Raw genomic sequence first — 22209 nt, forward strand, 5'->3', positions numbered from 1 at the left:
GGAAGATACTATACAAGCAGAGCGACATACAGACAATGCTTGAAAGGCATTATAATCCAATACCGCAAACAGGTAAGTTATGAGTTAAGNTAAGAAATCAGTCGCGACTTAAGTCAAATGGTCANTTGTGACTTTGGTCAAGAAATTAGTTTCGACCTAAGTTAAAATTAACTTTAGTCAAAAATATGTCAGCTCATAAAGTCAGTAAGTCAAGANATTAGTCTAAACTTATCTCTTGATTTACTTCTTGAACTTTGAACTCTCGTCTATCAAAAGNGCCCCAGAAANGTTACTTTATGGAACATAACAAACTATCTCTTTCTTTATACTGGCAAGGTGTGTCTTTGTACCACAAATTACCATTTGTACCACAAAGACCCTTGCCCCGAAGGGGAGATGAATTACTCCAAAGTCGTAATTAGAAAACAAATAGATATGGATAAGAAAGAGGAGCATCGTTCTGAACGAAAAGTGGCAGAAAAGCCTCGCTGGGACAACTGGCATGTACGCTTGCCTGACCCGAAAGACCAGCAACGGGCGATTGACTTGTTCCATAAGTCAGGTGCGGAAACGAAGTCCGACTTCGTGAGAGCAAGGATATTGGGGGAGCATTTCAAGGTGATAACGGTAGATAAGTCTGCTGTGGAGTACTATCGTAAGCTCTCCGAGTTAACTGCCCAGATACATAAAATAGGCGTGCTGTATAACCAAGCTGTACGAGCCATCAATAGCTATCACAGCGTAAAGACTGCACAGATTATGCTTGAGAAGTTGGAGAAACTGTCTGCTCAAATCATCACCTTGCAGGAGCAGGCAATCAATCTTACCATTGACTACCGCAAAAGATGATTGCAAAAATTTCAGTCACGGAAAACCTTGGAAGAGCACTCGGCTATAATTTCAAAAAGGTGGAAAAAGGGGAAGCGAGCATTCTTCTTGCTGCTGAGTTGTATCAGAATAAGGAGGGTCGCTATACGATGGAGGAAGTGTTTGCTGATATGGAGGCATTGATACCGAAGAAATGCCGAACAAAGAAAGCTGTGTTCCATTGCTCCCTCAATCCGCACCCGGACGAGAAGCTGTCCAATGAGCAACTCACGCAGATAGCCAAGGGGTATATGGAGGCTCTCGGCTACGGAAAACAACCCTACATCGTGTTCAAGCACAACGACATCGCCCGTGAGCATATACACATCGTATCACTTCGGGTGGACAGCCAAGGTAGAAAAATCAATGACAGGTATGAGGGCAGGCGAAGCAAAAAGATTACTGATGCTCTGGAAAAGAAATATAACCTCATTCCAAGTTCAAAGGTCAGTGAGAGAACAACAACAGAAACACCAAAGGTCAATGTTGTGCAAGGGAATATCAAGGAACAGGTGGCAAACACCGTCCGTTCTGCAATGAAGCATTACACATTCTGCTCCTTAGGTGAACTAAATGCCGTTCTGCGTAAATACAACCTTGCGGTAGAGGAGGTTAAAACGGAGTATCGAGGAAAACGATATGACGGGCTGGTCTATGTGCCTACCGATGACAAGGGCAATAAGGTGAGCACGCCCATTCACGCCTCGGACATTGGCAGAGGTGTAGGCTATGCTGCCGTTCAAAATAAGATGCAAAAATCGAAAGAGGCGGTTAAGTCATTGATACCAGCCGTCAGAAGAAAGGTATTAGAAGTAATGCGTACTTCTCCCCAAACGGAGGAAATACTTCTACAAAGATTGGAGGAACAAGGCTTGCGTGTTATAATCCGCAAGAATGAGGGTGGACGCATCTATGGTATTACATTCATTGATGATAAAAAAGGCATTGCGCTCAATGGTTCTCGATTGGGTAAAGGATATGCCGCCAATAAGTTTAACGAGTACTTCTCTAACCCAGAGAAAAATCCATTCTTGGATGAATCGCTTTATGGTAAGATTGATACCACCTTTCAACAACAGATGCAGACAATACAGTCTGATGAGCAGGAAAGCGACAACCTTGTCGATGAACTTATTGACGATATGGTGGGTGAATCCTTCTCTTCTTCGGGCAACGATGATTGGAAGGAAGTAGCATGGCAGCGTAAGCTCCGAAGACAAAGTAAGGTAAAACTTAGACGAAGAAAACATTAAATAAACTCATTCAACAAACAAGAACTTTACAACTCCCCTCCCTTCGGAGGGGTTGGGGGAGGCTAAAAACACAGCATTATGGCACAAGAAGACGATTTAAGAGCATTGGGTAAAGTCATGGACTTTATGCGGGGTATTTCGGTGATTTTCCTCCTGATTAACTGTTATTGGTTCTGCTACGAGGCGTTTCAGTCGTGGCACTTCACACTCGGTATCATCAACAAGATACTGATGAACTTTCAACGCTCCACAGGCTTGTTTTCATCCATCCTTTGGACAAAGCTCTTTTGTGTAGTGTTTCTTGCCTTATCCTGTTTTGGGACGAAAGGCGTAAAGGAAGAGAAAATCACATGGCCAAAGATTTGGACAGTGTTTTTCGCCGGGTTCGTGTTCTTCTTTCTGAATTGGTGGTTGTTGGCATTGCCCATAGGTAAGGTGGGGGCTGCTTCGCTCTATATCTTTACGCTGTCTGTGGGCTATATCTGTCTGCTGATGGCAGGTGTGTGGATGAGCCGACTGCTCAAAAACAATCTGATGGACGATGTATTCAATACAGAAAATGAAAGTTTTATGCAAGAAACAAGGTTGATGGAGAATGAATACTCTGTCAATCTCCCTACACGTTTTTACTATAAGAAGAAATGGAACAATGGTTGGATTAATGTTGTCAATCCGTTCCGGGCTTCAATGGTGCTCGGTACACCGGGTTCTGGTAAGTCGTATGCTATCGTGAACAACTACATCAAGCAACAGATCGAGAAAGGCTTTGCCATGTATATTTACGACTATAAGTTCCCGGATTTGTCTGAAATCGCCTACAATCACCTACTCCATCATTTGGACGCCTACAAGGTAAAGCCTCAGTTCTATGTGATTAACTTTGATGACCCACGCAAATCGCACCGCTGCAATCCTATCAATCCGTCCTTTATGACGGACATTTCAGATGCCTATGAGAGTGCCTACACGATTATGCTTAACCTCAACCGCTCGTGGATACAGAAGCAGGGTGATTTCTTCGTAGAGTCACCGATTATCTTGCTGGCTGCTATCATTTGGTTCCTGAAAATCTATGAGAACGGAAAGTATTGCACCTTTCCTCATGCAATTGAGTTCCTGAACCGCCCCTATGCACAGATTTTCCCGATACTCACTTCCTACGATGAACTTGCCAACTATCTTTCGCCCTTTATGGATGCTTGGGAGGGCGGAGCACAAGACCAGTTACAAGGACAGATTGCCAGTGCCAAGATACCGCTTTCACGAATGATTTCTCCTGCACTTTATTGGGTGATGACAGGCGATGATTTCTCGCTCGACATCAATAACCATAATGAGCCAAAAGTGCTTGTCGTGGGTAACAATCCCGACCGCCAGAATATCTACTCAGCTGCTCTTGGACTCTATAATAGTCGTATTGTGAAACTCATCAACAAGAAGAAACAGCTCAAAAGTTCTGTGATTATCGACGAGTTGCCGACTATCTATTTCCGTGGGCTGGACAACCTTATTGCTACCGCCCGAAGCAACAAGGTAGCAGTGTGTTTGGGTTTTCAGGACTTCTCACAGCTCACTCGCGATTATGGGGACAAAGAAAGTAAAGTGATACAAAATACCGTGGGCAACGTGTTCAGTGGTCAAGTCGTAGGAGAAACCGCTAAGACTCTCTCCGAGCGTTTTGGTAAAGTGCTTCAACAACGGCAGTCTATGACCATTAATCGCAATGATAAATCCACTTCTATCTCTACACAGATGGATAGTCTTATCCCTGCATCGAAAATCAGCAACCTCACGCAGGGTATGTTTGTGGGAGCAGTATCCGACAACTTTGACGAGCGCATCGACCAGAAGATTTTCCATGCAGAGATAGTAGTTGATAATGCCAAGGTTTCGGCAGAAATGAAAGCCTACCAGCCCATCCCCATAATCGCAAACTTCATAAAAGAAGATGGCTCCGACAATCTCAAAGAGACTATCGAAGCCAACTATAAGTGTGTTAAGCAACAAGTTCTATCTATAGTTGATGCAGAGATTGAACGTATCAAAAGTACCCCTAATCTATCTGGCTTGTTTAAAGAATGAAATCCTTAGAAACTCATTAAATACAATTGCTGTGGAATTGATTTAGAATAATTGATTATACGAAAAGTGTTCTAAGTATTCAAACATATGGTTAGCCATCTTAAAATGTTCCCTTATTCTTCCTTCATTTTCTTGATTACTTCTTGTTACATCAGAGTACCCAAAATCTTTTTGCTCAGAGATAAAAGGGTATATGACCATCTTTTTTTTTGCTATAGTAGATAGTATACCATCAGCAGTGTCTTCTTCTTTGAAATCATATGATAGAATTCTCTCATATAGAGAAGAGTAGATTACAATGAATTGTGTACACCAGAACCAATCTACTTCGTAAAGGTGGAAACCTCTTTTAACAGCTCTTCCAAACCCTCCGATACCTCCAGAAAGTATATCGGCTCCCATCTGAAATGCCAACTGCATCTCAGCCATTAATAGTTTGGGAGAATAATTCTTCGTAAAATAATGGTCATCCTCACATAGAACTACAAATTGTTCACCCATTTCTGATGCTATACTGACAATTCTTACAATACTTTGCCATAGCCCCAGTCGGCTATTACTATTGCGACTAGCAGTGACAAAATGTAGTTCAAACTCACTACGTTTATTAAACTCAGAAAGAATGTGTTCTTTTCTATCTTTTCGCTCAGGAAGATTGATTGCATACATAGGCATATACATATCCACACAAGGACATACTTCGTTTATGAGCATTTCTATCTTCTCACCCCAAACTTTCCAATTCAAGCGTTCTTCATATTCTTTCCGCGCATTGCAAGATAGTTCTTCCATTTTTTTAGAGATGATAATCTCTTGTATCTTTTCTGCCCACACATCTGGTTGTGTATTGCTATCAAACAAATATCCAGTGATGCCATCTTTAACAACATGATTAATACCGCAAACATTGTTAGTAAACACTACTATACCATTAGCAGCAGCTTCACAATAAACAATTCCATAACAATCAAATACTGTTGGAGCTAACAGAATATCAGCATCTTCCAAGATTGAATTATAGCAATCGCAATCATCTTTTTGTCCCTTGTCTAATCTAGGATATATTTTTATTTCTGGGTCATCTATAGCATAATCTGGAGTAGAGCCTATTATTGTCAACTTACAATTTAGATTCTTTTGTTTCAGCTTATGATAAACATCCAACACTTTGTCTCCACCTTTCATGTTCCAGTTTGTTCCCACAAAAAGTAAGTTACAACATTTAGTATCTTTTTTCTGTTTATAAGGTATCTTCTCTGGGATGTTAGCTCCGAATTCAATTACTTCAACATCGCCAGCTTTTTTGCCATAATGCTCCATGGCACTTTTCTTTGCCCAAGGAGTAGGATAGCAAATCTTAGTAGCTCTTGTTATAGCAAGACGTTCCAGCTCGTCGTATTGATGGATAATACATTCATCTGTTATGCCTAAATAGCCCTTGAATAGATGAAAGGTTGTGTCACCAATATATATAATAGGAATTTCCGCTACTAAATATGCAAGATAAAAGTAGTCTCTGCAAATGACCGCATCATAATAGGCTGATTGCAGCTCAATAGAAATCAAGGCTCCAAACTCTTTCGCATATTCTTCCGCATTGAAATGACTCTCATCCTTATGCAAATCACTATGGTAGGCTTTCATTTTAGCATACAAATTGCCACCAATCCATTTTACGTGATGCCTCTTGGATAACTCTTGATACATATAATAAAGTGTACCTGACCAACTATGAATATCTATGGGATTTAAAGAAGAAAGGAAAGCTATATTCATTTTATTTTTATAGAATGGTTTATTACATATCATCATGCATTATCTTGCTCCTAAAGAATTTATCAAATATACTTTGATTTGATATTCTTATTTTAGCCACTGAAGGAATCTTCCATAAGATTATATCATTGAATTCCTTTGGAGTGTCAAATTTCAAAGCAATAGCATAGGTTCTATTAATTGGATTAGCATATTTAGCTATATTATTTACTTTACCATAAACAATAGTTCGTTAAAATTTGAGTATATGGCTACGCAGCCTTAGGCTGCCAGCCAATGAGTTCTTTGACAATCTTACTAATTAAAGTTCGGTTCGGTCGGCATCGGGACATGTCGAAAATTAATTTCGTATAGTTCGCATTGAACATCAACAACTTAACTTTTGCCATGGAATTGTCCATGGAATTGTCTTTCATGAAGACCTTAGCGGCATTCAGTGAGGCGAACGATGCGTTGAACGAAAAGTCCAGCTGGCTCTTGTGTCTTGCCTGACAATCCATAAGTCCCGTAAATTGCTTGCCGTCGCGATAGCAGAACTCTATCTGGAAAGGAGTGCGGTATGTCTTCAATACTTCCTCACCCGTCATAGAGAGTTTTGTCGAGAAGAACAACTTACACTTTCCACCGGGCATTCGCCAGATGACAAGTCGCACCCTCTTCTTCAGAGCCTTGGCATAAGCCTCGAGGGTGTACGCCTTTCCGTCCAGTCCATCAATGTGCAGTTCTTCCATACATGAGAGGTTGAGGTTTGCCAAGTCTATCTTGTCTCCCTTGACTCTTGGTCGTCCACGCCTCTTTTCCCTCTTGGGAATGTAATGCAGACAAGCGTTGTCACGGAAGCGGCTAACTAGATAGAAGCCAAGCTCCGATATGCCCTTCTCGGATGTGGATGTGGAGAAGAATGCGTCAGCCACTACTATATCAGTGATACTCAGCAGTTTCTTTGAATACCGCTTCATAACACTGATGTAATATTCGACGAGTGTCTTGTTCCTCATCTTCAGCGCGGAGTTCCCTATTGTCTGATGGGCACGCAGCATCATGCACTTGTTGTTGGCAACATCCAGCAAGCCGATGCCCATGATTTCAAGTCCGTGCTTCACCGCCCCTGCACATCCCGACCAGAACCGTCCGATATGAGGAGTCTTCTTCCCAGCCTTGCTGATATAGCATGGGTCTATAGCAATGACAAGTAAGCCATCCATATCCAACACACGCCTTGCAAGAGACAGGTTCAACAGAAGCCAATCAATGCAGTCTTTCTTCTTGCGGTTGAAATTCTGACGATAGATCTGCTCGCCGTGCTTGCCGTAGCGAGCCATCTGTGTGAAGTTTATCTTTCTGGGTAGAATCATATATAAAGTCAGTATCTCGATGAGCAGAGTCTGGAAAGTTTTTGCTAACTTTGCACCAGATTCTCTCATAGATGTACGGATTGCATCCTTGAGGATCTCCTCATATTGGCTAAGTGGCTCTGAAATCATCATACTTTTAAAGTCTTGAATCAACTATAAAGGTACTGAAAATCAGACACTTAGCCAAATTTATTTAGTTATGTTTTGTTAATCAACTCGCTCATTTTCAAACAATTATGTGATTATTAACAGAGTATTGTTAATAAAATTATGACATGAAACCAGTACGTCCTGCCCTTCTTCACTAACCTCCAAACAGGTCTTTAATCCAAACTTCTCGGCTGATTCCAGTAAATCTGGACAATCCGATATGGCAATAGCATTATTCATGCAGTTTTGGGCAGTTAAAAAATGTACCGTAAAAGGCAGTAATTTCCTGTTCTTTTCCAGACATCGCCGACTTATCCCTTTCATGGGAATTAATGTCGGAGTATTATTCATCTTTAATTCGTGTGATAAGTCCATTCGCAATAAGCTCTTTAAGATATTTTTCTTCAAATATCCCCGCACCGTTATGATAACTCCACAAGGGGTTACGGTCAATTAATTCTGCTCTGTTTTCTATATCCAGGCCTGTGATATGTATATGGAATCTGTCTTTCCATGAAGAGTTCAACAGATATGCCAACATCAAGACGGCACTTGTCGGACGTTCAAAACCGATATCCTTTATCGCTGTTTCATGATCGATAATTTCTACGGTATCATACTGTTGGTCCGTTAAATATAATTCCCGCTCTTGAAAGCGTTCATACCAAAACCTGTGCATAAAAATGTTTTTAGCTCTTTTTATTTCGTCTTTGTTTTCACCGCCCTTGAAAACATTTTTAAAACATTATTGGCTTCCAAGTAGATACCGTCGATTCGATAGCCCGTATTCCCCAGATTATTCATCCGGCTAATCCTAAGCACATAGTCGAATGAATCCACAATCGTATGTAATCCTGTCCTGTAAATCGGTTTGTTTCCAACAAGAATCAGCCGTTTTTCATTCCTTCCAAGCCCATGTATCAATATATTCTTTTAATTGAATCGTATTCATCCCGCATATCTTTATCAGTTCGCCCACATTCTTTTTACTCCTTTCATCGCCTCCGAAAGTCGAGTTTATCCCCCGTGGATGATGTAAATGAAACAACGGACCTTCTATCCGTTGTGTAGGTTCTCCTAAGATTTCCATTCGCTTGAGGCGCTCAGCATCTTCAGGTCCCCAACCGTAGAAATTTTCATTTTCCCCACCCCCTTTTAAATAGCGTTGCTTATTTACGATAAATGCTCCTCCAACTGAAGGACGCCCCATTGAAAAGGCTCCTTTTTCATCGAAGTTTTTATCCTTTAAAAAGGATATGACACCATTTCTCGCGTTTTCACTTTGTGCAGGACTTAAAAACAAGAAGCGTCCGTCATACGGATAACAAAGCGTTACCCCGTTTTTAACGGCATTCACGGCTTGTCTGATTTGAGCCGCATCCAATATGACATCCGTATCCCAAATACCAACAATATCTGTTTTTGCCAAAATCAACAATTTGTTCAAATACCGTGTCCTATGAAAAACAAGACTATCGTCCCGAACAAAGATATGAGTTGACCTATGGTTTTCTTCTTGCCAATGATAACGCTGTTCCGTATCTGCTTCCATCGTAATTATAAAAGCATCCGTTGCATTCAATAACGAATATAAAACCGCATCCAAATTCTCTTTGCGCTCTTTGCAGTCAATTCGAACGGGTATGACAATTGTGAGTTCCGAAGTTACATCCATGGCTTCAATGCGTTTAATGACGGTATCCCCAATAATTCATAACCATCCGTTATCCGGCAATTGAAATCAATTATTTTACGCAGACACACCGCTGAAAGTTTCTCAACTTTATGGTTGAATACATTCAGCTTGTGTAAACGAGCAAGTAGGAAATAAGCGTCGTTATATTCCTGTTTATCCGTTGTCTTCTGAATCAGCTCTTCCATCCAATCAATCAAATAAATCAAATACTCCTTCAATTTTAAGACAATCATGCTATTATTGTCATTCGGTCGGTCTGTTAAACGGTGGTACAGATAGCACCCGATCCCGCAAACGCCTTTTCCCAGACCAAGCTCTTCTATCGGGCGGGAGTCTATGATATTTATCGCCACAGCATCTATTTCGGATAATATTTCATCCCTGTCCGCATCCGCAAATCCATTATGGATGATATGTTCAAAACCGCAACCGAGACCCAACAATCCGTTATCGAAACAGAATGGTAAACCAAGAGAGATCTGTCCGTAAACGGCATCGGTCAACTCTGAGGCAAGATTCTCGTATTTTTCATCTTGTGTAATTCTTGCAAGATGAAGCAAATAAATTGCTATCCCCATTTTTCCGTTCCAAAGTCCAATATCCGAAAGACACCTTCCTTTTTCTATCAAACGCTCGGTATATCCTTTCAGAAACGCATGCTCTTTATCCATATCATTGTTGATTCTTTAATAATTTCTTCACTGGCATAAAAAAACGTTCCATCAGCCGCAGGTCTTCCGTGATGATGTCCGCACTGCCGAGCATTTGTTGGGTGATAGGAAGCGTTTTTCCGTAGTTGGTTCGCATTCCGTTGGGAAAACTGACTTCCACCACGTAGAAACCTTCTGCGGTAGGAATACTCGATATGCTTTCCACTTTTCCGAGTAAATAGCCGAATTCCTGATCGGGAAAATTATTGATGCGGACATTTACGCGCTGGCCGATTTTCACTTTTCCGGCTCCCTGTACGGGAAGCATCGCCTTCCCCTTGGGTATATTCTGCTGCGACGGCATGACGGTAAACACGATTTCACCGGCATTCACATTCTGGTTACTGCTCCAAACGCCCATTTGGGTTACAATGCCATTGATGGGACTTGCCAACAGATAATCACGCTCCCACGATTTTATCTGGGCATTTAAGGCTTCCGTAGCATTCCGCAGCGAAAGTAGATATTTTCGTTCCAATTCGGTGGCTTGCTGCTGCAAGTCCAAAAGGTTTTCCTCGCCTTTCAGCAATTGCAACTCCGATTGTTTAAGCGAAGCTTTGAATGAAAGATACGATTGTTTGTTTTGCAGAAAACCGCTTTTGGATATATCGTATTCATTGTCGGAAATCATATTCTTGGCAATGAGAATGGAGTCGCGTTCAAAAATGCTTTTAGTTGTACGAAGTTGTTCATTCGCAACCGGGACCTGGCTGATGATGCGATTGTGATACTCTTTTTGGGCTGCCAATTGCCGTTTTTGGGCTGCGATTTTTTGCGGATAATAATTCAGTGTTTTATAGTTCTGATAATCGTTCAAACTGCTTAAAAAAGAGGCGTAAACAGATTGGATGGAGCCTAATGAGAGGGATTGTCCGGTAAAAAGGACTTTTATCTCATCTTCTGAATATCCGGATAGTTCCCATGCCTCCATTGCACTGATCAACGTAAGCATATCTTGGGTATTAGCGGGGTTTTGAATAACCGCCAAAGGAGTTCCCGCCTTGACCGCCTGGTTGTTTTGGGCAAAAATCTCATCTATTTTTCCTGTTGAACGGGCGATGATACTTGCCGGCGGCTCTAACGAGGTTACCGTTATTTCCGCCGTAACGGTATCGGGATACTTAAAGAACCAACTCCCGATTAAGAGGGCCGTCACGATGACGAACAGCGCAGTAATTCCCCAGCGAAGTATCCATGGCGGGATTTCGCTCATCACTTCCTGTACTTCCTCGCTGCGAAGTTCGATCTCTTTGTATTTCTTTTCTTCGTATTCCATACTTCACCTCCTCATTTGCCCAGTTCCAATTGATTTCTCACCAATTCATAATACTTTCCTTTCAATGCCGTCAATTCTTCGTGTGTGCCTTCTTCGGCTACCTTCCCTTGATCCAGTACCACTATCTTGTCGGCATCACGCACGGTGCTTAGCCGGTGCGCCACCACCACAACGGTTTTACCTTTATAAAACTCGTGCAGATGCTTCATTATCTCTTTTTCATTGTTGGCGTCCAATGCGTTGGTGGCTTCATCAAGAAAAATGAATTCTGGGTCTTTATACACGGCACGGGCAATCAGGATACGTTGCCGTTGTCCCTGGCTGATTCCGTTCCCCTCCATTCCGATTTTGGTATTGTAACCCAAGGGGAGAGAGTCGATAAAATCCCGGATATTGGCTACCGTTACAGCATGACGTAGTTTTTCGATATCTATATGGTCATCGCCTACACCTATATTTTGGGCGATGCTTTCGGAAAAGATAAATCCGTCCTGCATCACCGAGCCGGACTTGCTGCGCCATAAGTGCGGATTGATGATACTTAGCGGCGTTTCTCCGATTTTAATGGTGCCTTTGTTCGGTTCGTAGAATCCCAACAGTAATTTTATGAGTGTGGTTTTTCCGCTTCCACTGGCTCCCACAATGGCGGTAACCTTCTCTTGCGGAATGGTCAGGTTGATGTCGTCCAAGACATAATCTCGGTCAGCACCGTCGTAACTGAATGACAGGTTTTCCAATGAAATATCACGCCTGTCGGGCAGTACGGTCAGTTTGTTTTCGATGGTCTCTTCCTCATCCTCTTTGCCATGAACTTCGTTCAAACGCTCCAAACTGATTTGTGCATCTTGAAAAGCACGGGCAAAACCGATAAATTGCTCCACCGGAGCGGTCAGCTGGCCGATAATATAGGTCAGCGCCATCATCATTCCCAGTGTCATGTGCCCGTCCACCACGGCTTTGGCGGCGATGAACGAAACAATGATATTGGTGGTTTGGCTGAAGAACACGGAGCCGACTTGTTGGAGTTGTCCCAATATTAACCCCTTGATGCCGATTTTGAACAATTTCACCTGAATGCGTTCCCATTGCCACCGCTTTTGTTTTTCACAGTTGTTGAGTTTGATTTCCTGCATGCCCGTTATAAGCTGAATGATATTGCTTTGCTCGCCGGCCGACTGGGCGAACCGTTTGTAATCCAGCTCGCGACGGTATTTCATAAAGAACAGGATCCAAAGTACATACAGGGCGTTTCCTGCAAGAAAAATTCCGAGGATGACCAAGTTGTAATACCCCAGCACGAAAGCGAACACAAAGAAATTCACAAACGAGAACAGCGTACTGATGGAGTTCCCGGTAAGGAATGATTCGATGCGTCCGTGGTCGCCGATGCGTTGCATGATATCTCCTGTCATTTTCGTATCGAAATAGCGGAGCGGCAGTTTCATCAGTTTTGTCAAGAAGTCGGAAATCAAGGCAATGTTTATCCGCGTGTTCATGTGCAGCAATATCCAACTGCGGATAAACTCCACGGAAAGGCGGGCGATAAAGATAACGAGTTGGGCTATCAGAATCAACGTGATAAAACCCAGATTTCCGTCACGAATGCCGACATCCACCAGCGATTGAGTGAGAAAGGGGAAAAGCAGTTGCAGGGTGCTCACGACCAGCATTCCCAACATCAATTGTACCAATTGGCTTTTGTAGGGTGAAAGATAACGCAGGAAATAGCGCAAGCTGCGGTTGTGATTCTCTTTTTCGGCTTCACGGTCGAAAAACTCGGGCCCGGGCTCTAAAAGCAATGCCGTTCCCCGTTCTTCTTCGTTCCTCTTGGTGCTGTGCCAGTATTTTTTGAAATCGGCTTCATCGTAAGTTACCAATCCTAAGGCGGGGTCTGCCACGTAAATGCTGTGCCTGTTTTTTTTATCTTTTTTGATATGATAAACCACCACAAAGTGATTCTGCTTCCAGTGGACAATGCAGGGCAACGGTGCTTCTTTGACCAGTTGCTCAAACGAAATCATGACCCCCGATGTGCGGAAGCCGATGTATTCCGCAGCGTCGCTTATACCCAACATGGACACCCCTTCGCGCGTGATAAACGAATGTTGGCGGAGGGTTTCCAGACTGTAATGCCTGCCATAGTACTTGGCTATCATGCGCAAGCAGGTCGGACCGCAGTCCATGGCGTCGAGTTGGGTATAAAATTGGAAAAATATTCTTCTATAATGTTTCAATTCGTATTACATCTTTTTTATTTGAATTAAGTGATTCTAAAATAGCAAAAGATAATAAGTTGGTGGATTTCTCTCTATATATAACTGTATATTTTTGCTATCATAGCATAAACAGCGTCTTTCAATGATATTGCTTGCAGATGACAAACAACCATTGATTACACCCCATTTAATTCTAACTTTTTACTATTTGTGAGTGAGGCTCATTTTTCATGCCCAAACTTTCTTTTTTTCTTCTTTTGAAATGTGCTTCGCTACATCATATACAACAAGTAAAATCATCACTTCTATTAATTGTATTCGTTAATTAGATACCCGCACAATCCGGATTTCAATTGAATGGGGTATAGTTGATAATTTTCTTCTGTAATTTCTCGCAAATCTAATTTTATGAAATGATTTAAGCAGAAAGTATAGTCCCACGTCTCGCCATTGTACCAGCCAATGTAGTTTTTACAAAGATACCTCATATCTTCATCGAGCGTAGTTGCCACCATTTTACACGTTAGAGTATAGACCTCGGACAAAAAATCACAATTGAAAGAATTAGAATGGTATGAGCTGTTGTATGAGTGAGCAAGTAGATAATGCAGAAGTCCTTTGAGACCATACTCTAAACTGCAGTCAAGTCTTTGAGGACAAATCTGTGAGATACGTTTGTCTATATCTTCACATATTTTCTTTGAGTTACCTGTTATGTAATTCCGATATAGCAGAAAGTCGATACCCCAAGCAATTCCACAAAGCCCATTAGAAAAACCGATAGATGTGTCTATGCTAATATTCCCAATACATGTATCTAACAAATGGTCTGCAAAAGTTTTAATCGCTTTGCTACAGTGTCTTTCAGAAAGACAGTACAGCGTTATACATATTCCCATAGAACCATTCAATAGGCCCGGGGAAGTAGCATCGTATGACTTACATATAACGTGATGCAATACTTTTTGATGAAGAGAGAATTGTGTGCTCATTTTTTCTTAGATTTTGAAGCAAAACGGTAGGTAAAATGTAAAAGGACATATTGTGGAATGACATTGGTATATGTCTCTACGATACCTTGTGCATTGAGTGTGTGTGTAATGTTGCTTAATTGGCGCAGGATATCGTAACCGTCTAATTGAATCAAACACATTCCTCGGGCAAATGGATAGCTTAAACGAGCGTTCCATACCCAATCGTCTGTATTCATAGTGGTATTTACATAGCCCCGATGGGTATATAGTGTCATGTCTGTACTTAATTGAAGATTCCATGGCAGTTGGAGCAGAGCCGCGAATCCATTCTTCAGTTCGGTCGTATTGATGGTGGTAAAATCTTCACGTGTACTCGTAGAACGTCGCCATGTCCCTTCCGAGCTAATGCCTATTGACGATTTCCCTATACCATATTTTAATTGCACCATTTCTGTCAGATTTCTGGTTTTGACAATACTGCGTGAGGATACTGAGACACCTATCGTTTTTATGAAGTCCACATTTCGGATATAGCCTACACCCAACATCGACTTTAGGTTTAGTTTCTTCTGTTTCCCGATGGGACAGCTCATTCCTGCACTAAGATCACCACTCCAACATCCGTTTACATTTTCCGGTTTATAGGTTTTTACTCCCGTTTGTTTGTTGTACGAATATCCCATGGCAATTGCATTTTGTACCGGTTTAAATACTCCCTCGATTGCCCACATCAGTCGTTTTTGAGGGTACATCCTGATAAACGAGGTGATTATCCGGTGCGACATCGATGTTCTTAGTTCCGAATTACCCACTCTGATATTCAATGGATCTGTCGTGTCATACACGTCTAAGTACATATTCATATCAGGAGTTTTCGAGTTTAATGCATACTGTAACTGTGCTTCATATTTGCAATCTTTGCTTGACCATTTCAAATAGGAACTGTATATATTGATAAGTGGGTTACGCTTTGTAAACGTTGTGTCAACACTGCCCCGATGGTAGGTATAGAAACGATGCTGTATGGATGCGGGTACGGCTAATTGGGCTCTCCAAACTGATCTTTCGGTCTCTTGTTTCCACACTAAGAAAGGTTCTATTGTAGATTTATTTGTTTCTTGCTTGCTATCATAGCTATTGGCTTTATCTATGGTATGGATATACTCTGTGTAAGAGGGTAAAGTACCTAATTCTTCCAGAGTGTTTTCACCCCAACCTGCAAGTTTATTCAGCATATACAAACCTGACGCTGATTTCGAATAGTCTCTGTTGAACGAATAGCTGATATCTATGAAGAGATTGTTATTCATTATATATGTATAGGTTGCCTTTGTCATCAGACTGTACCCCCGACTTGGCTTTATATCAAAGTATCTGTTTCTGAAATCGGTAGATGACACATTTCCCAATGAGTAGTACTCTATACGATTGTGGTCAAATACTTCTTCCTTGGTGTCAGTGTACGATGCTTTGGCGTATAGCGTGAGGTTGTCGGGTATTCGGTTGAATTTGATCTTAGATTTGATAGCAATAGATGTCATCCATCCATAGCCATCTTTTTTAGATTGCTTGATGTTCCTGTTTATGGCATACTTCTTATAAGCATTTGCAAGATGTTTGCCAAACAGGCTGTCGGCAGATACGTTGCTGCCAAAGATTGTATTGTCATCCGATGTAATTGCTGAGTAGCTATTCCTATTTCGAAAGTTGTTGTAGCTGAGGTCAGGAAGAATTTCAAGGTTGGCTTTCTCCCATTCAAAATAGAATCTGTGATTAGTCGATAGTGAAAATGTGTTATTTGTCGCATTGTTGGTCATCCGACTGTATACATCTCCTTCGGACAGAAAGTTTGTCTGAAAGGTTTTGTTGTCTATTTCATTATCGGCATGTTTTAAATGCACATTTCCACTCAGTTTGTACAGTCCATTTCTATCGCTTATATTATAATCCAAACCGCCTACCTGTAGGGTAGTAACACCTCCCAACAATTTAGATGGGCTCCAGTTGCCATGTTCTCCGGGTTTGTTGTCGTCGTTCAAATTGTTTGCATTGCCATACACTGCAAGTCTCGAATGGTCGGTAAAACGCATGGCAAACAATCTTGCTAAGTAATACCCTTCACTTCCTCCGCCAAGTTCAACATTCCCGGACATTCCTATCGAGTATTGCTTTTTCAGTTTCACGTCCATTACATAACGGATGTCTCCTGCCACTTCACGTCCTAGAAACTCGCTGTCGTCGCCTCTTTTTTCATAAACATCAATTTTGCTGACCATGTAGTTCGGTAAGTTGTCTAACAGTACACGATTATTCCCTTTGAAAAAATCCTTCCCATTCAGAAGCAAATTCTCAACGAATCGCCCATTGACAAATATCTTCCCGTTAGCCCTCAACTCAGCGCCGGGCAACTGCCGGATAAGAGCGTCCAGCATGGAGCCTTCTGCCAATTGGAATGCGTCAGCATTATATACGATAGTATCTCCTTTGATGTAAAATTTTACCTTAGTTGCTTTAACGACTACCTCATTTAAATTCATGACCTTCTCTTTATGCATGTAGATGTTGGGAATGCTACGTGAATATTCACGATGATACAAATTGCGTAGAGACACTGGGTGCCATGTGGTTTCATATCCGTTTTTTGTAACCCGTATCAAATAGTCGCCTTCTTTTCTAGGAATGGTTAAACTGTATTCCGAAGTATAAGAATACTCCTTACCACTTGTGTATTTACGAGTTGCGGTAGTAGAGGCCATCACGATACTGTCTGACGAGGATAAGACTTCTACTCGACACTCAAGAAGTTGTACTTTGGTGTTAGCTTCAAAGATTTTACCGGTGAAGGTATAATTGTTCCCTTGTGAATAAACTGCCAAAGTCCACAAGAAACATATTATTATTGTGATGACGTTTTTTGATGCGTAATTTTTTTCCATCTTGCTGAGTTTTTATACAATTGTCTATTGCGGTATAAATATTGGACGATTTTGATAAGGATTAAAGAATAAGTACTTTTGTAGATACTTGACTTCTATTTAGTTGATTCCCAAGATTAACTTTTTTTATTCAAACTTCTTACGAATTGTTTTGGTGAGTGATGTTTTTCAAATCTTTGCTACTGTGAACTCTTTTGTGTTGCTTGTTTGTGCAGCGCATGCGCTAGCAGAAAATCGTCCAGATGCTCTTTGATTAGAGGACAAACATTAACATCCTTACTTTCAAATTTGTTTTGTATACGAGATAGCGGACAACCACCACCACAAACAGGCAAAAGAATACATTCTTGACAACGGTAATCTTCAAAGGGATCTGCTCCAATCAAATATCGCAGTAATAGAGTTTCGTTTATAATTTTACCATCAATGGTACCAACAATTTTCCTTTTGTCACCTACGTCATTCCAGCATTTGTAGACTTCCCCCTCCGGACCAATAACTATTGCATTTCTATTCCTTACTGCACATTCATATCGATCTGATATAGGATACGTAAATGCTCCTCCTATTCCATATTCCTGTTGAATGTGTTTGATGTATCTCGCTTGACGCCCTCTGTCGCAAAGATTTTCGCATGACTTGCAGTCTGATAAGTTCGTCACAAATGCCAAAGAAAGTTGAACATTCGGATAATGCTTAGCGGATAGATAAAGGTATAGCTTTACAAAATCACTCTCATTGGTTTCATCCACATTCACGCGTATAGCCACACCTATTTGTGGAAACTGCGCTTGCAATGCGTCAATGTTTTTGATTATTCTTTCGAAAGTTGGTTTGCCTGACTTGAGGCAGCGTCTACTGTTATGCAAGTCAGCCATACCATCAATTGTTATTTGTAAGGATTTGATTGATAGTGATGGCAATTCATTGATGACATCTTGAGTCAAAAGATAGCCGTTTGTAATCATGCGAGCCGTATATGCCAGCCCTAATTTTTTCATTTTGGCTGTGAGGCTTTTTATTCGGTCAAATGCCAATAATGGTTCTCCGCCAAACCATGTAACATCAATAGCCTTAACATCTTTATTTGAGCTTATATGCCGAATAATATCATCTTCAACCTTGTCCGACATGTAGGTGTTAGGATGTGTCGCTTCAAAGCAATAAGGACAATTGAAATTGCACGCTAAAGTTGGATTAATGGTTAGTATCAAACGCCAGTTGTTTTGGCGACGTAACATATTTGTGTATCTAACTTTATTTATTTCGTCATCGTCATTATCAACAATGACCTTCATCGTTAACAATTGACTCATGGTCTCTTCATCTAAAAAATCCATAGTTTTTGTTTGTCGCCCTAATTCTATAGCGTGGTACGTTTGCTCACATAGCTCTGCCAAACTATTGGATAGAGAATTATAGAGGAAATATCTGTCTTCTTTTTTAAATTGATGAGTATATCTAGACCAAATCATATTTTGATGATTTTAGAAGGGTGCTTGCAACGATATCCAATTAATTGTCATTCCAAGCACCCACAACCTTTTTTTAAGAGAATTTAAAAACACATGAGGTGTAGCTTCCGCAGTAATCACTTGCACTGCCACAATTCCCACTTGAATAGCTGGCTGTACAATTATCATCACCAAATATGCCACCATCTGTATATGACCCGGGACAATAGAAAGCATTGCCTCCAAGTAATGAAGACATTTCACTATTAGTCAGTGAGAACTCCTTTTTGGGAGTATCAATCAAACGAATTTTCTTGATTTCCATTTTTAATAAATTTCAAATTGTTAATAATATGTTCATTATTCCCTAATACTTGTCTAAGCAAGTATGTTTTTACCACTCTACTTGCTAGGGAGTGCAGGTAGAGCTAACGGTATTCATTGGTTTTCGCAAATTAAATGTTTTAGATTCTATCAATACTTAATTTCTCTAGCATACACTTATATTTATTGAGTGTATTTATTGAGTTAAATCTGTCTAAATAATCGCGTCGAGAGTTCTGTTTAAGCTCTGATATCCTCTCCGCAGGTAGTGAAAGGGCTTTTATTATGGCGGTTGCTAAGTTTCTCTGGAACTCTTGCCTATGACTTCTACTACCGATTGATGCTATTATCGCATTGCTGGGTCGAAACATCTGTCTTATCCCAAAGCCATCAGAGGATATAACAGGAAGCCCAAACATTTTCATTTCGATACCAGTGTAACTGCATTGTTCATAATATGACGGCAAAATCCCTATATCTGCAATACGATACCATTCATAAACACGTTGCTTAGGTTGTTCGCCAAGTAAAAGTACGTTAGGTCTGATTTTATCATCCATAGCGCCTATAACCTTACTGTCAATTTCGCCTATTAGTGCCAATTTGCAATCTGGGAAAACCTTCAAAACCATTTTGAAACATTCAAGGAGATCTATAATTCCCTTTTGTTCAGAAGTACGTCCTACATATAGCAGTGTCCTATATGTGCTAACAGCTCCGCATAATTTTGTTTTTTTGTTATAACTGATACTGTCAAATGCATCCCTCAATCCATTAGGGATCATTGTAAGTTTGTGTTTGGGAACTTTATAGAGATTTTCTAAAAGTTGTTGTGTGTCTTCAGATAAACAAACCACGTGATCTGACATATTGAAAGTCTCAGCCCCATCAAAGTAGAATTGTTTTATCAAAGGTGTTAATTTATCTGATTTGCCACAGGCAATTATATCTTTCAATCTATTTATGTCACCCCATAGATAAAGAGCCCACATGAAATCATGAATTATGTACACTATCTTCCCTTTATTGAAATATTTACGGAGTATTTTTACAAAAAGGGCAGAAGGAGCAAAATTAATAAGGAAAATATTGTTATTATTATCGCTAATGTGCAGACTCAATAATGCACCGGCAACCTCTAGAGGTTTCTGCTTTGTGGCAGGACAATCATAAATAATAATGCCGGACTTCTCGTCAATCCTAAATTCAGGTATCGGACATCTTAAATTTATAAAATTGACGGAAAGGTCAGGTTGCGTCAACATACAAGCAGATAATTCCTCTTTATATGTTGCAAAACCTGTTATGCTACGATCATACATACCAACTATATACACATTTTTGTGTTGCATATTCATAGTTTTTATTATATTACAATAATATTATAAGGTTTATTCTTTGCAATGTTCTATGTCAGAGAGCATCTTTCATAAAATGTGCAAGATTATTTTTTATCGCAAATCACTGCTGGGCACTTAATCCCAGCTGATTTTCAATTGTTTATAATTTAGTTCTTTGACATTTTTGTAATCGCAATCGGTAAGTATCTCTCTTACAGGCGTTTTATCCAGTAGAGAAAAGCTCAAAATTTGTAGAATTTCGTAGATTGGACGGTTAACTTTCAATCTGTATGCGACAATGGCAACCGGACAGTATGTTATGATGGCACAGTACACTTGTATCTTGACTGCATTCATCGTGGTGCCCCAAAAAGGTTTTACTTTCAGGTGTTGTTTTATCCATTTGAAAAATAGTTCCACCTGCCAACGCTTCTTGTATAGCAAAGCAATTTCCTCTGCTGATAGTTCCATGTTGTTGGTGATGAACACAAATTCTCTGTCTGGTTCTTCATCGTAGTATTTAACCCGCTGGAGTTTGTCCAGATATACTTTGAGCGATTTATACGTTTCAAGCATTCCAATCTGATCACATTTTAATCCGGTTGTTTTATCGACTTCACGGGAATACATTCTATGGGATCTCATATTATCTTTTGCACGTGTAACGAAGTAAGCACCACTGGTGTGAAGCTTATGCAAACGGGTGAAGTCAACATATCCTTTATCCATGATATAGAAACTTCCCTTTTCATAACTCAACTCATCCAGCATGTTTACGTCATGTACTTTAGCATTAGTTACCAGTACGATTGTCGGTATGGAAGTCTTTACATCATACAAGGTATGAAGTTTGATGCCTCCTTTGTGCTTCCTATATTCCGCCCACCAAAAGACATTCAGACAAAGGTCTATGGTGGAGGAATCAAAGGCATAAACATTACCGTCAACTTTCACCTCGAAGTCATTTTTGTTGTAGCTATTACGGGCTTCCGCAATCAGGGTATAAGCAAATTCTTCATAGATACGATAATCTCTATCCCAGTTTGCTTTCCCCAGATTGGTACGGCTAACTGTTGCACCGAATCCCAAGTGATAATACTTGTTCTTGTGTGCCTCAAGGCTGAGCATAAGGTCACGCATACTGTCTCGGGCGGTCAGTTGTCCGAAGATCATGCACAGCATCTGATTCCAACAGGTGAATGTTCTGATTTTCTTATTCCCGGAATATTTCTCTACCAAACGGTCAAAGACACGACGGGGAAGAAAATCTGTAAGTTGAGCGAAGATATATTTGCCTTGATTCATTGTTTTGAGCTTTTGGGCAAAGCTAAAACAACTCTTCAATTCAAATCGTCACACTACAAAAAGATACATAACTATGCGATTATCAAAGATTTCAAAGAACGATGTTTAATTTAAAGTACCCACTAGTGATTGCAAATATACAACAAATATTTTATAATCAAAAAAAATAATCCTTAATTCCGCAACACTATTATAAATTAAACTTTTTAAGTACCTGAGCAACAAAAAGTTGCTCAGGATTTTGCCATGTCAGAATTTTTACTTATCTTAGTGTTGCAAAAAAAACAAGAGAATCCGACAATAGACATGGCGAAGATACAAATAAAATCTGAGAGACTCACTCCTTTTGGGGGATTATTTTTGGGTCATGGAGCAATTTGACTCCACATTATCATTTGTAATCGACTCAACCCTCGATCTAAGGTGTAGATCGTTCGGTTATCAGTACAGCGAAATCATCCGTTCTCTCATGAGTATCTACTTCTGTGGCGGTTC

At 40.5% G+C, this 22209-nt stretch carries 15 protein-coding genes and 2 pseudogenes; 5 read left to right on the forward strand and 12 right to left on the reverse strand.

Features of this window, described 5'->3' with window-relative positions:
* The 4 genes and pseudogenes from HMPREF9304_RS09550 to mobC all read left to right on the forward strand — a co-directional run.
* Positions 1-83 (forward strand): annotated as a pseudogene (locus HMPREF9304_RS09550) (helix-turn-helix domain-containing protein); the annotation flags it as partial.
* Between the two features lie 352 nt (positions 84-435).
* Positions 436-849 (forward strand): plasmid mobilization protein, encoded by a 414-nt coding sequence (locus HMPREF9304_RS09555; protein ID WP_036928535.1) that lies wholly within the window; start codon positions 436-438, stop codon positions 847-849.
* Positions 846-2120, forward strand: coding sequence for a conjugal transfer protein MobB (gene mobB, locus HMPREF9304_RS09560; protein ID WP_036928514.1), 1275 nt, complete (start codon positions 846-848; stop codon positions 2118-2120). The genes HMPREF9304_RS09555 and mobB overlap by 4 nt, the downstream gene beginning before the upstream one ends.
* A gap of 78 nt (positions 2121-2198) precedes the next feature.
* Positions 2199-4202 carry a conjugal transfer protein MobC gene (gene mobC / locus HMPREF9304_RS09565; protein WP_036928517.1) on the forward strand — a complete coding sequence of 668 codons (2004 nt, stop codon included), beginning with the start codon at positions 2199-2201 and terminating at the stop codon, positions 4200-4202.
* A gap of 42 nt (positions 4203-4244) precedes the next feature.
* Here the strand turns inward: mobC and HMPREF9304_RS09570 are convergent, their stop codons facing one another.
* From HMPREF9304_RS09570 to HMPREF9304_RS09630, 12 genes are all read right to left on the reverse strand, one after another.
* On the reverse strand, positions 4245-5978 hold the full coding sequence (locus HMPREF9304_RS09570; RefSeq protein WP_036928537.1) for a glycosyltransferase family 4 protein: 1734 nt from the start codon (positions 5976-5978) through the stop codon (positions 4245-4247).
* A 251-nt stretch (positions 5979-6229) separates the two neighbouring features.
* Complete coding sequence (locus tag HMPREF9304_RS09575) at positions 6230-7465, reverse strand: transposase (RefSeq protein ID WP_445236338.1); 1236 nt, start codon at positions 7463-7465, stop codon at positions 6230-6232.
* 361 nt (positions 7466-7826) lie between these two features.
* Positions 7827-8162 (reverse strand): hypothetical protein, encoded by a 336-nt coding sequence (locus tag HMPREF9304_RS14700; protein WP_197061667.1) that lies wholly within the window; start codon positions 8160-8162, stop codon positions 7827-7829.
* 219 nt (positions 8163-8381) lie between these two features.
* Entirely contained in the window at positions 8382-9089 is a 708-nt protein-coding gene (locus HMPREF9304_RS09590) for a galactosyltransferase-related protein (RefSeq protein ID WP_231564506.1), read from the reverse strand.
* Between the two features lie 59 nt (positions 9090-9148).
* Positions 9149-9850 (reverse strand): lanthionine synthetase LanC family protein, encoded by a 702-nt coding sequence (locus HMPREF9304_RS09595; protein ID WP_052046064.1) that lies wholly within the window; start codon positions 9848-9850, stop codon positions 9149-9151.
* Position 9851: 1 nt separating this feature from the next.
* Positions 9852-11165 (reverse strand): HlyD family secretion protein, encoded by a 1314-nt coding sequence (locus HMPREF9304_RS09600; protein ID WP_036928523.1) that lies wholly within the window; start codon positions 11163-11165, stop codon positions 9852-9854.
* Between the two features lie 11 nt (positions 11166-11176).
* On the reverse strand, positions 11177-13399 hold the full coding sequence (locus tag HMPREF9304_RS09605) for a peptidase domain-containing ABC transporter (protein WP_262502969.1): 2223 nt from the start codon (positions 13397-13399) through the stop codon (positions 11177-11179).
* A 970-nt stretch (positions 13400-14369) separates the two neighbouring features.
* Positions 14370-17291, reverse strand: a complete 2922-nt coding sequence (locus HMPREF9304_RS09615; protein WP_052046069.1) for a TonB-dependent receptor — start codon at positions 17289-17291, stop codon at positions 14370-14372.
* A 179-nt stretch (positions 17292-17470) separates the two neighbouring features.
* Positions 17471-18766, reverse strand: coding sequence for a radical SAM/SPASM domain-containing protein (locus HMPREF9304_RS09620; RefSeq protein ID WP_036928529.1), 1296 nt, complete (start codon positions 18764-18766; stop codon positions 17471-17473).
* 73 nt (positions 18767-18839) lie between these two features.
* Entirely contained in the window at positions 18840-19070 is a 231-nt protein-coding gene (locus HMPREF9304_RS14475; protein WP_156104800.1) for a hypothetical protein, read from the reverse strand.
* Positions 19071-19209: 139 nt separating this feature from the next.
* On the reverse strand, positions 19210-20427 hold the full coding sequence (locus tag HMPREF9304_RS09625; protein WP_081953687.1) for a glycosyltransferase: 1218 nt from the start codon (positions 20425-20427) through the stop codon (positions 19210-19212).
* Positions 20428-20544: 117 nt separating this feature from the next.
* Positions 20545-21714 (reverse strand): IS4 family transposase, encoded by a 1170-nt coding sequence (locus HMPREF9304_RS09630; RefSeq protein WP_036928533.1) that lies wholly within the window; start codon positions 21712-21714, stop codon positions 20545-20547.
* Positions 21715-22020: 306 nt separating this feature from the next.
* On the opposite strand from HMPREF9304_RS09630, the pseudogene HMPREF9304_RS14480 reads away from it, so the two are divergent.
* A pseudogene (locus tag HMPREF9304_RS14480) lies at positions 22021-22209 on the forward strand (IS1380 family transposase); the annotation flags it as partial.

This window comes from Hoylesella timonensis S9-PR14 (assembly GCF_000762405.1).
In the GTDB taxonomy this organism is placed as follows: domain Bacteria; phylum Bacteroidota; class Bacteroidia; order Bacteroidales; family Bacteroidaceae; genus Prevotella; species Prevotella timonensis_A.

Coding starts and splice junctions, on each gene's coding strand:
- HMPREF9304_RS09555 (WP_036928535.1), top strand. CDS start 436: ATGGATAAGAAAGAGGAGCATCGTTCTGAACGAAAAGTGGCAGAAAAG.
- mobB (WP_036928514.1), top strand. CDS start 846: ATGATTGCAAAAATTTCAGTCACGGAAAACCTTGGAAGAGCACTCGGC.
- mobC (WP_036928517.1), top strand. CDS start 2,199: ATGGCACAAGAAGACGATTTAAGAGCATTGGGTAAAGTCATGGACTTT.
- HMPREF9304_RS09570 (WP_036928537.1), bottom strand. CDS start 5,978: ATGAATATAGCTTTCCTTTCTTCTTTAAATCCCATAGATATTCATAGT.
- HMPREF9304_RS09575 (WP_445236338.1), bottom strand. CDS start 7,465: ATGATGATTTCAGAGCCACTTAGCCAATATGAGGAGATCCTCAAGGAT.
- HMPREF9304_RS14700 (WP_197061667.1), bottom strand. CDS start 8,162: ATGCACAGGTTTTGGTATGAACGCTTTCAAGAGCGGGAATTATATTTA.
- HMPREF9304_RS09595 (WP_052046064.1), bottom strand. CDS start 9,850: ATGGATAAAGAGCATGCGTTTCTGAAAGGATATACCGAGCGTTTGATA.
- HMPREF9304_RS09600 (WP_036928523.1), bottom strand. CDS start 11,165: ATGGAATACGAAGAAAAGAAATACAAAGAGATCGAACTTCGCAGCGAG.
- HMPREF9304_RS09615 (WP_052046069.1), bottom strand. CDS start 17,291: ATGGAAAAAAATTACGCATCAAAAAACGTCATCACAATAATAATATGT.
- HMPREF9304_RS09620 (WP_036928529.1), bottom strand. CDS start 18,766: ATGATTTGGTCTAGATATACTCATCAATTTAAAAAAGAAGACAGATAT.
- HMPREF9304_RS14475 (WP_156104800.1), bottom strand. CDS start 19,070: ATGGAAATCAAGAAAATTCGTTTGATTGATACTCCCAAAAAGGAGTTC.
- HMPREF9304_RS09625 (WP_081953687.1), bottom strand. CDS start 20,427: ATGAATATGCAACACAAAAATGTGTATATAGTTGGTATGTATGATCGT.
- HMPREF9304_RS09630 (WP_036928533.1), bottom strand. CDS start 21,714: ATGAATCAAGGCAAATATATCTTCGCTCAACTTACAGATTTTCTTCCC.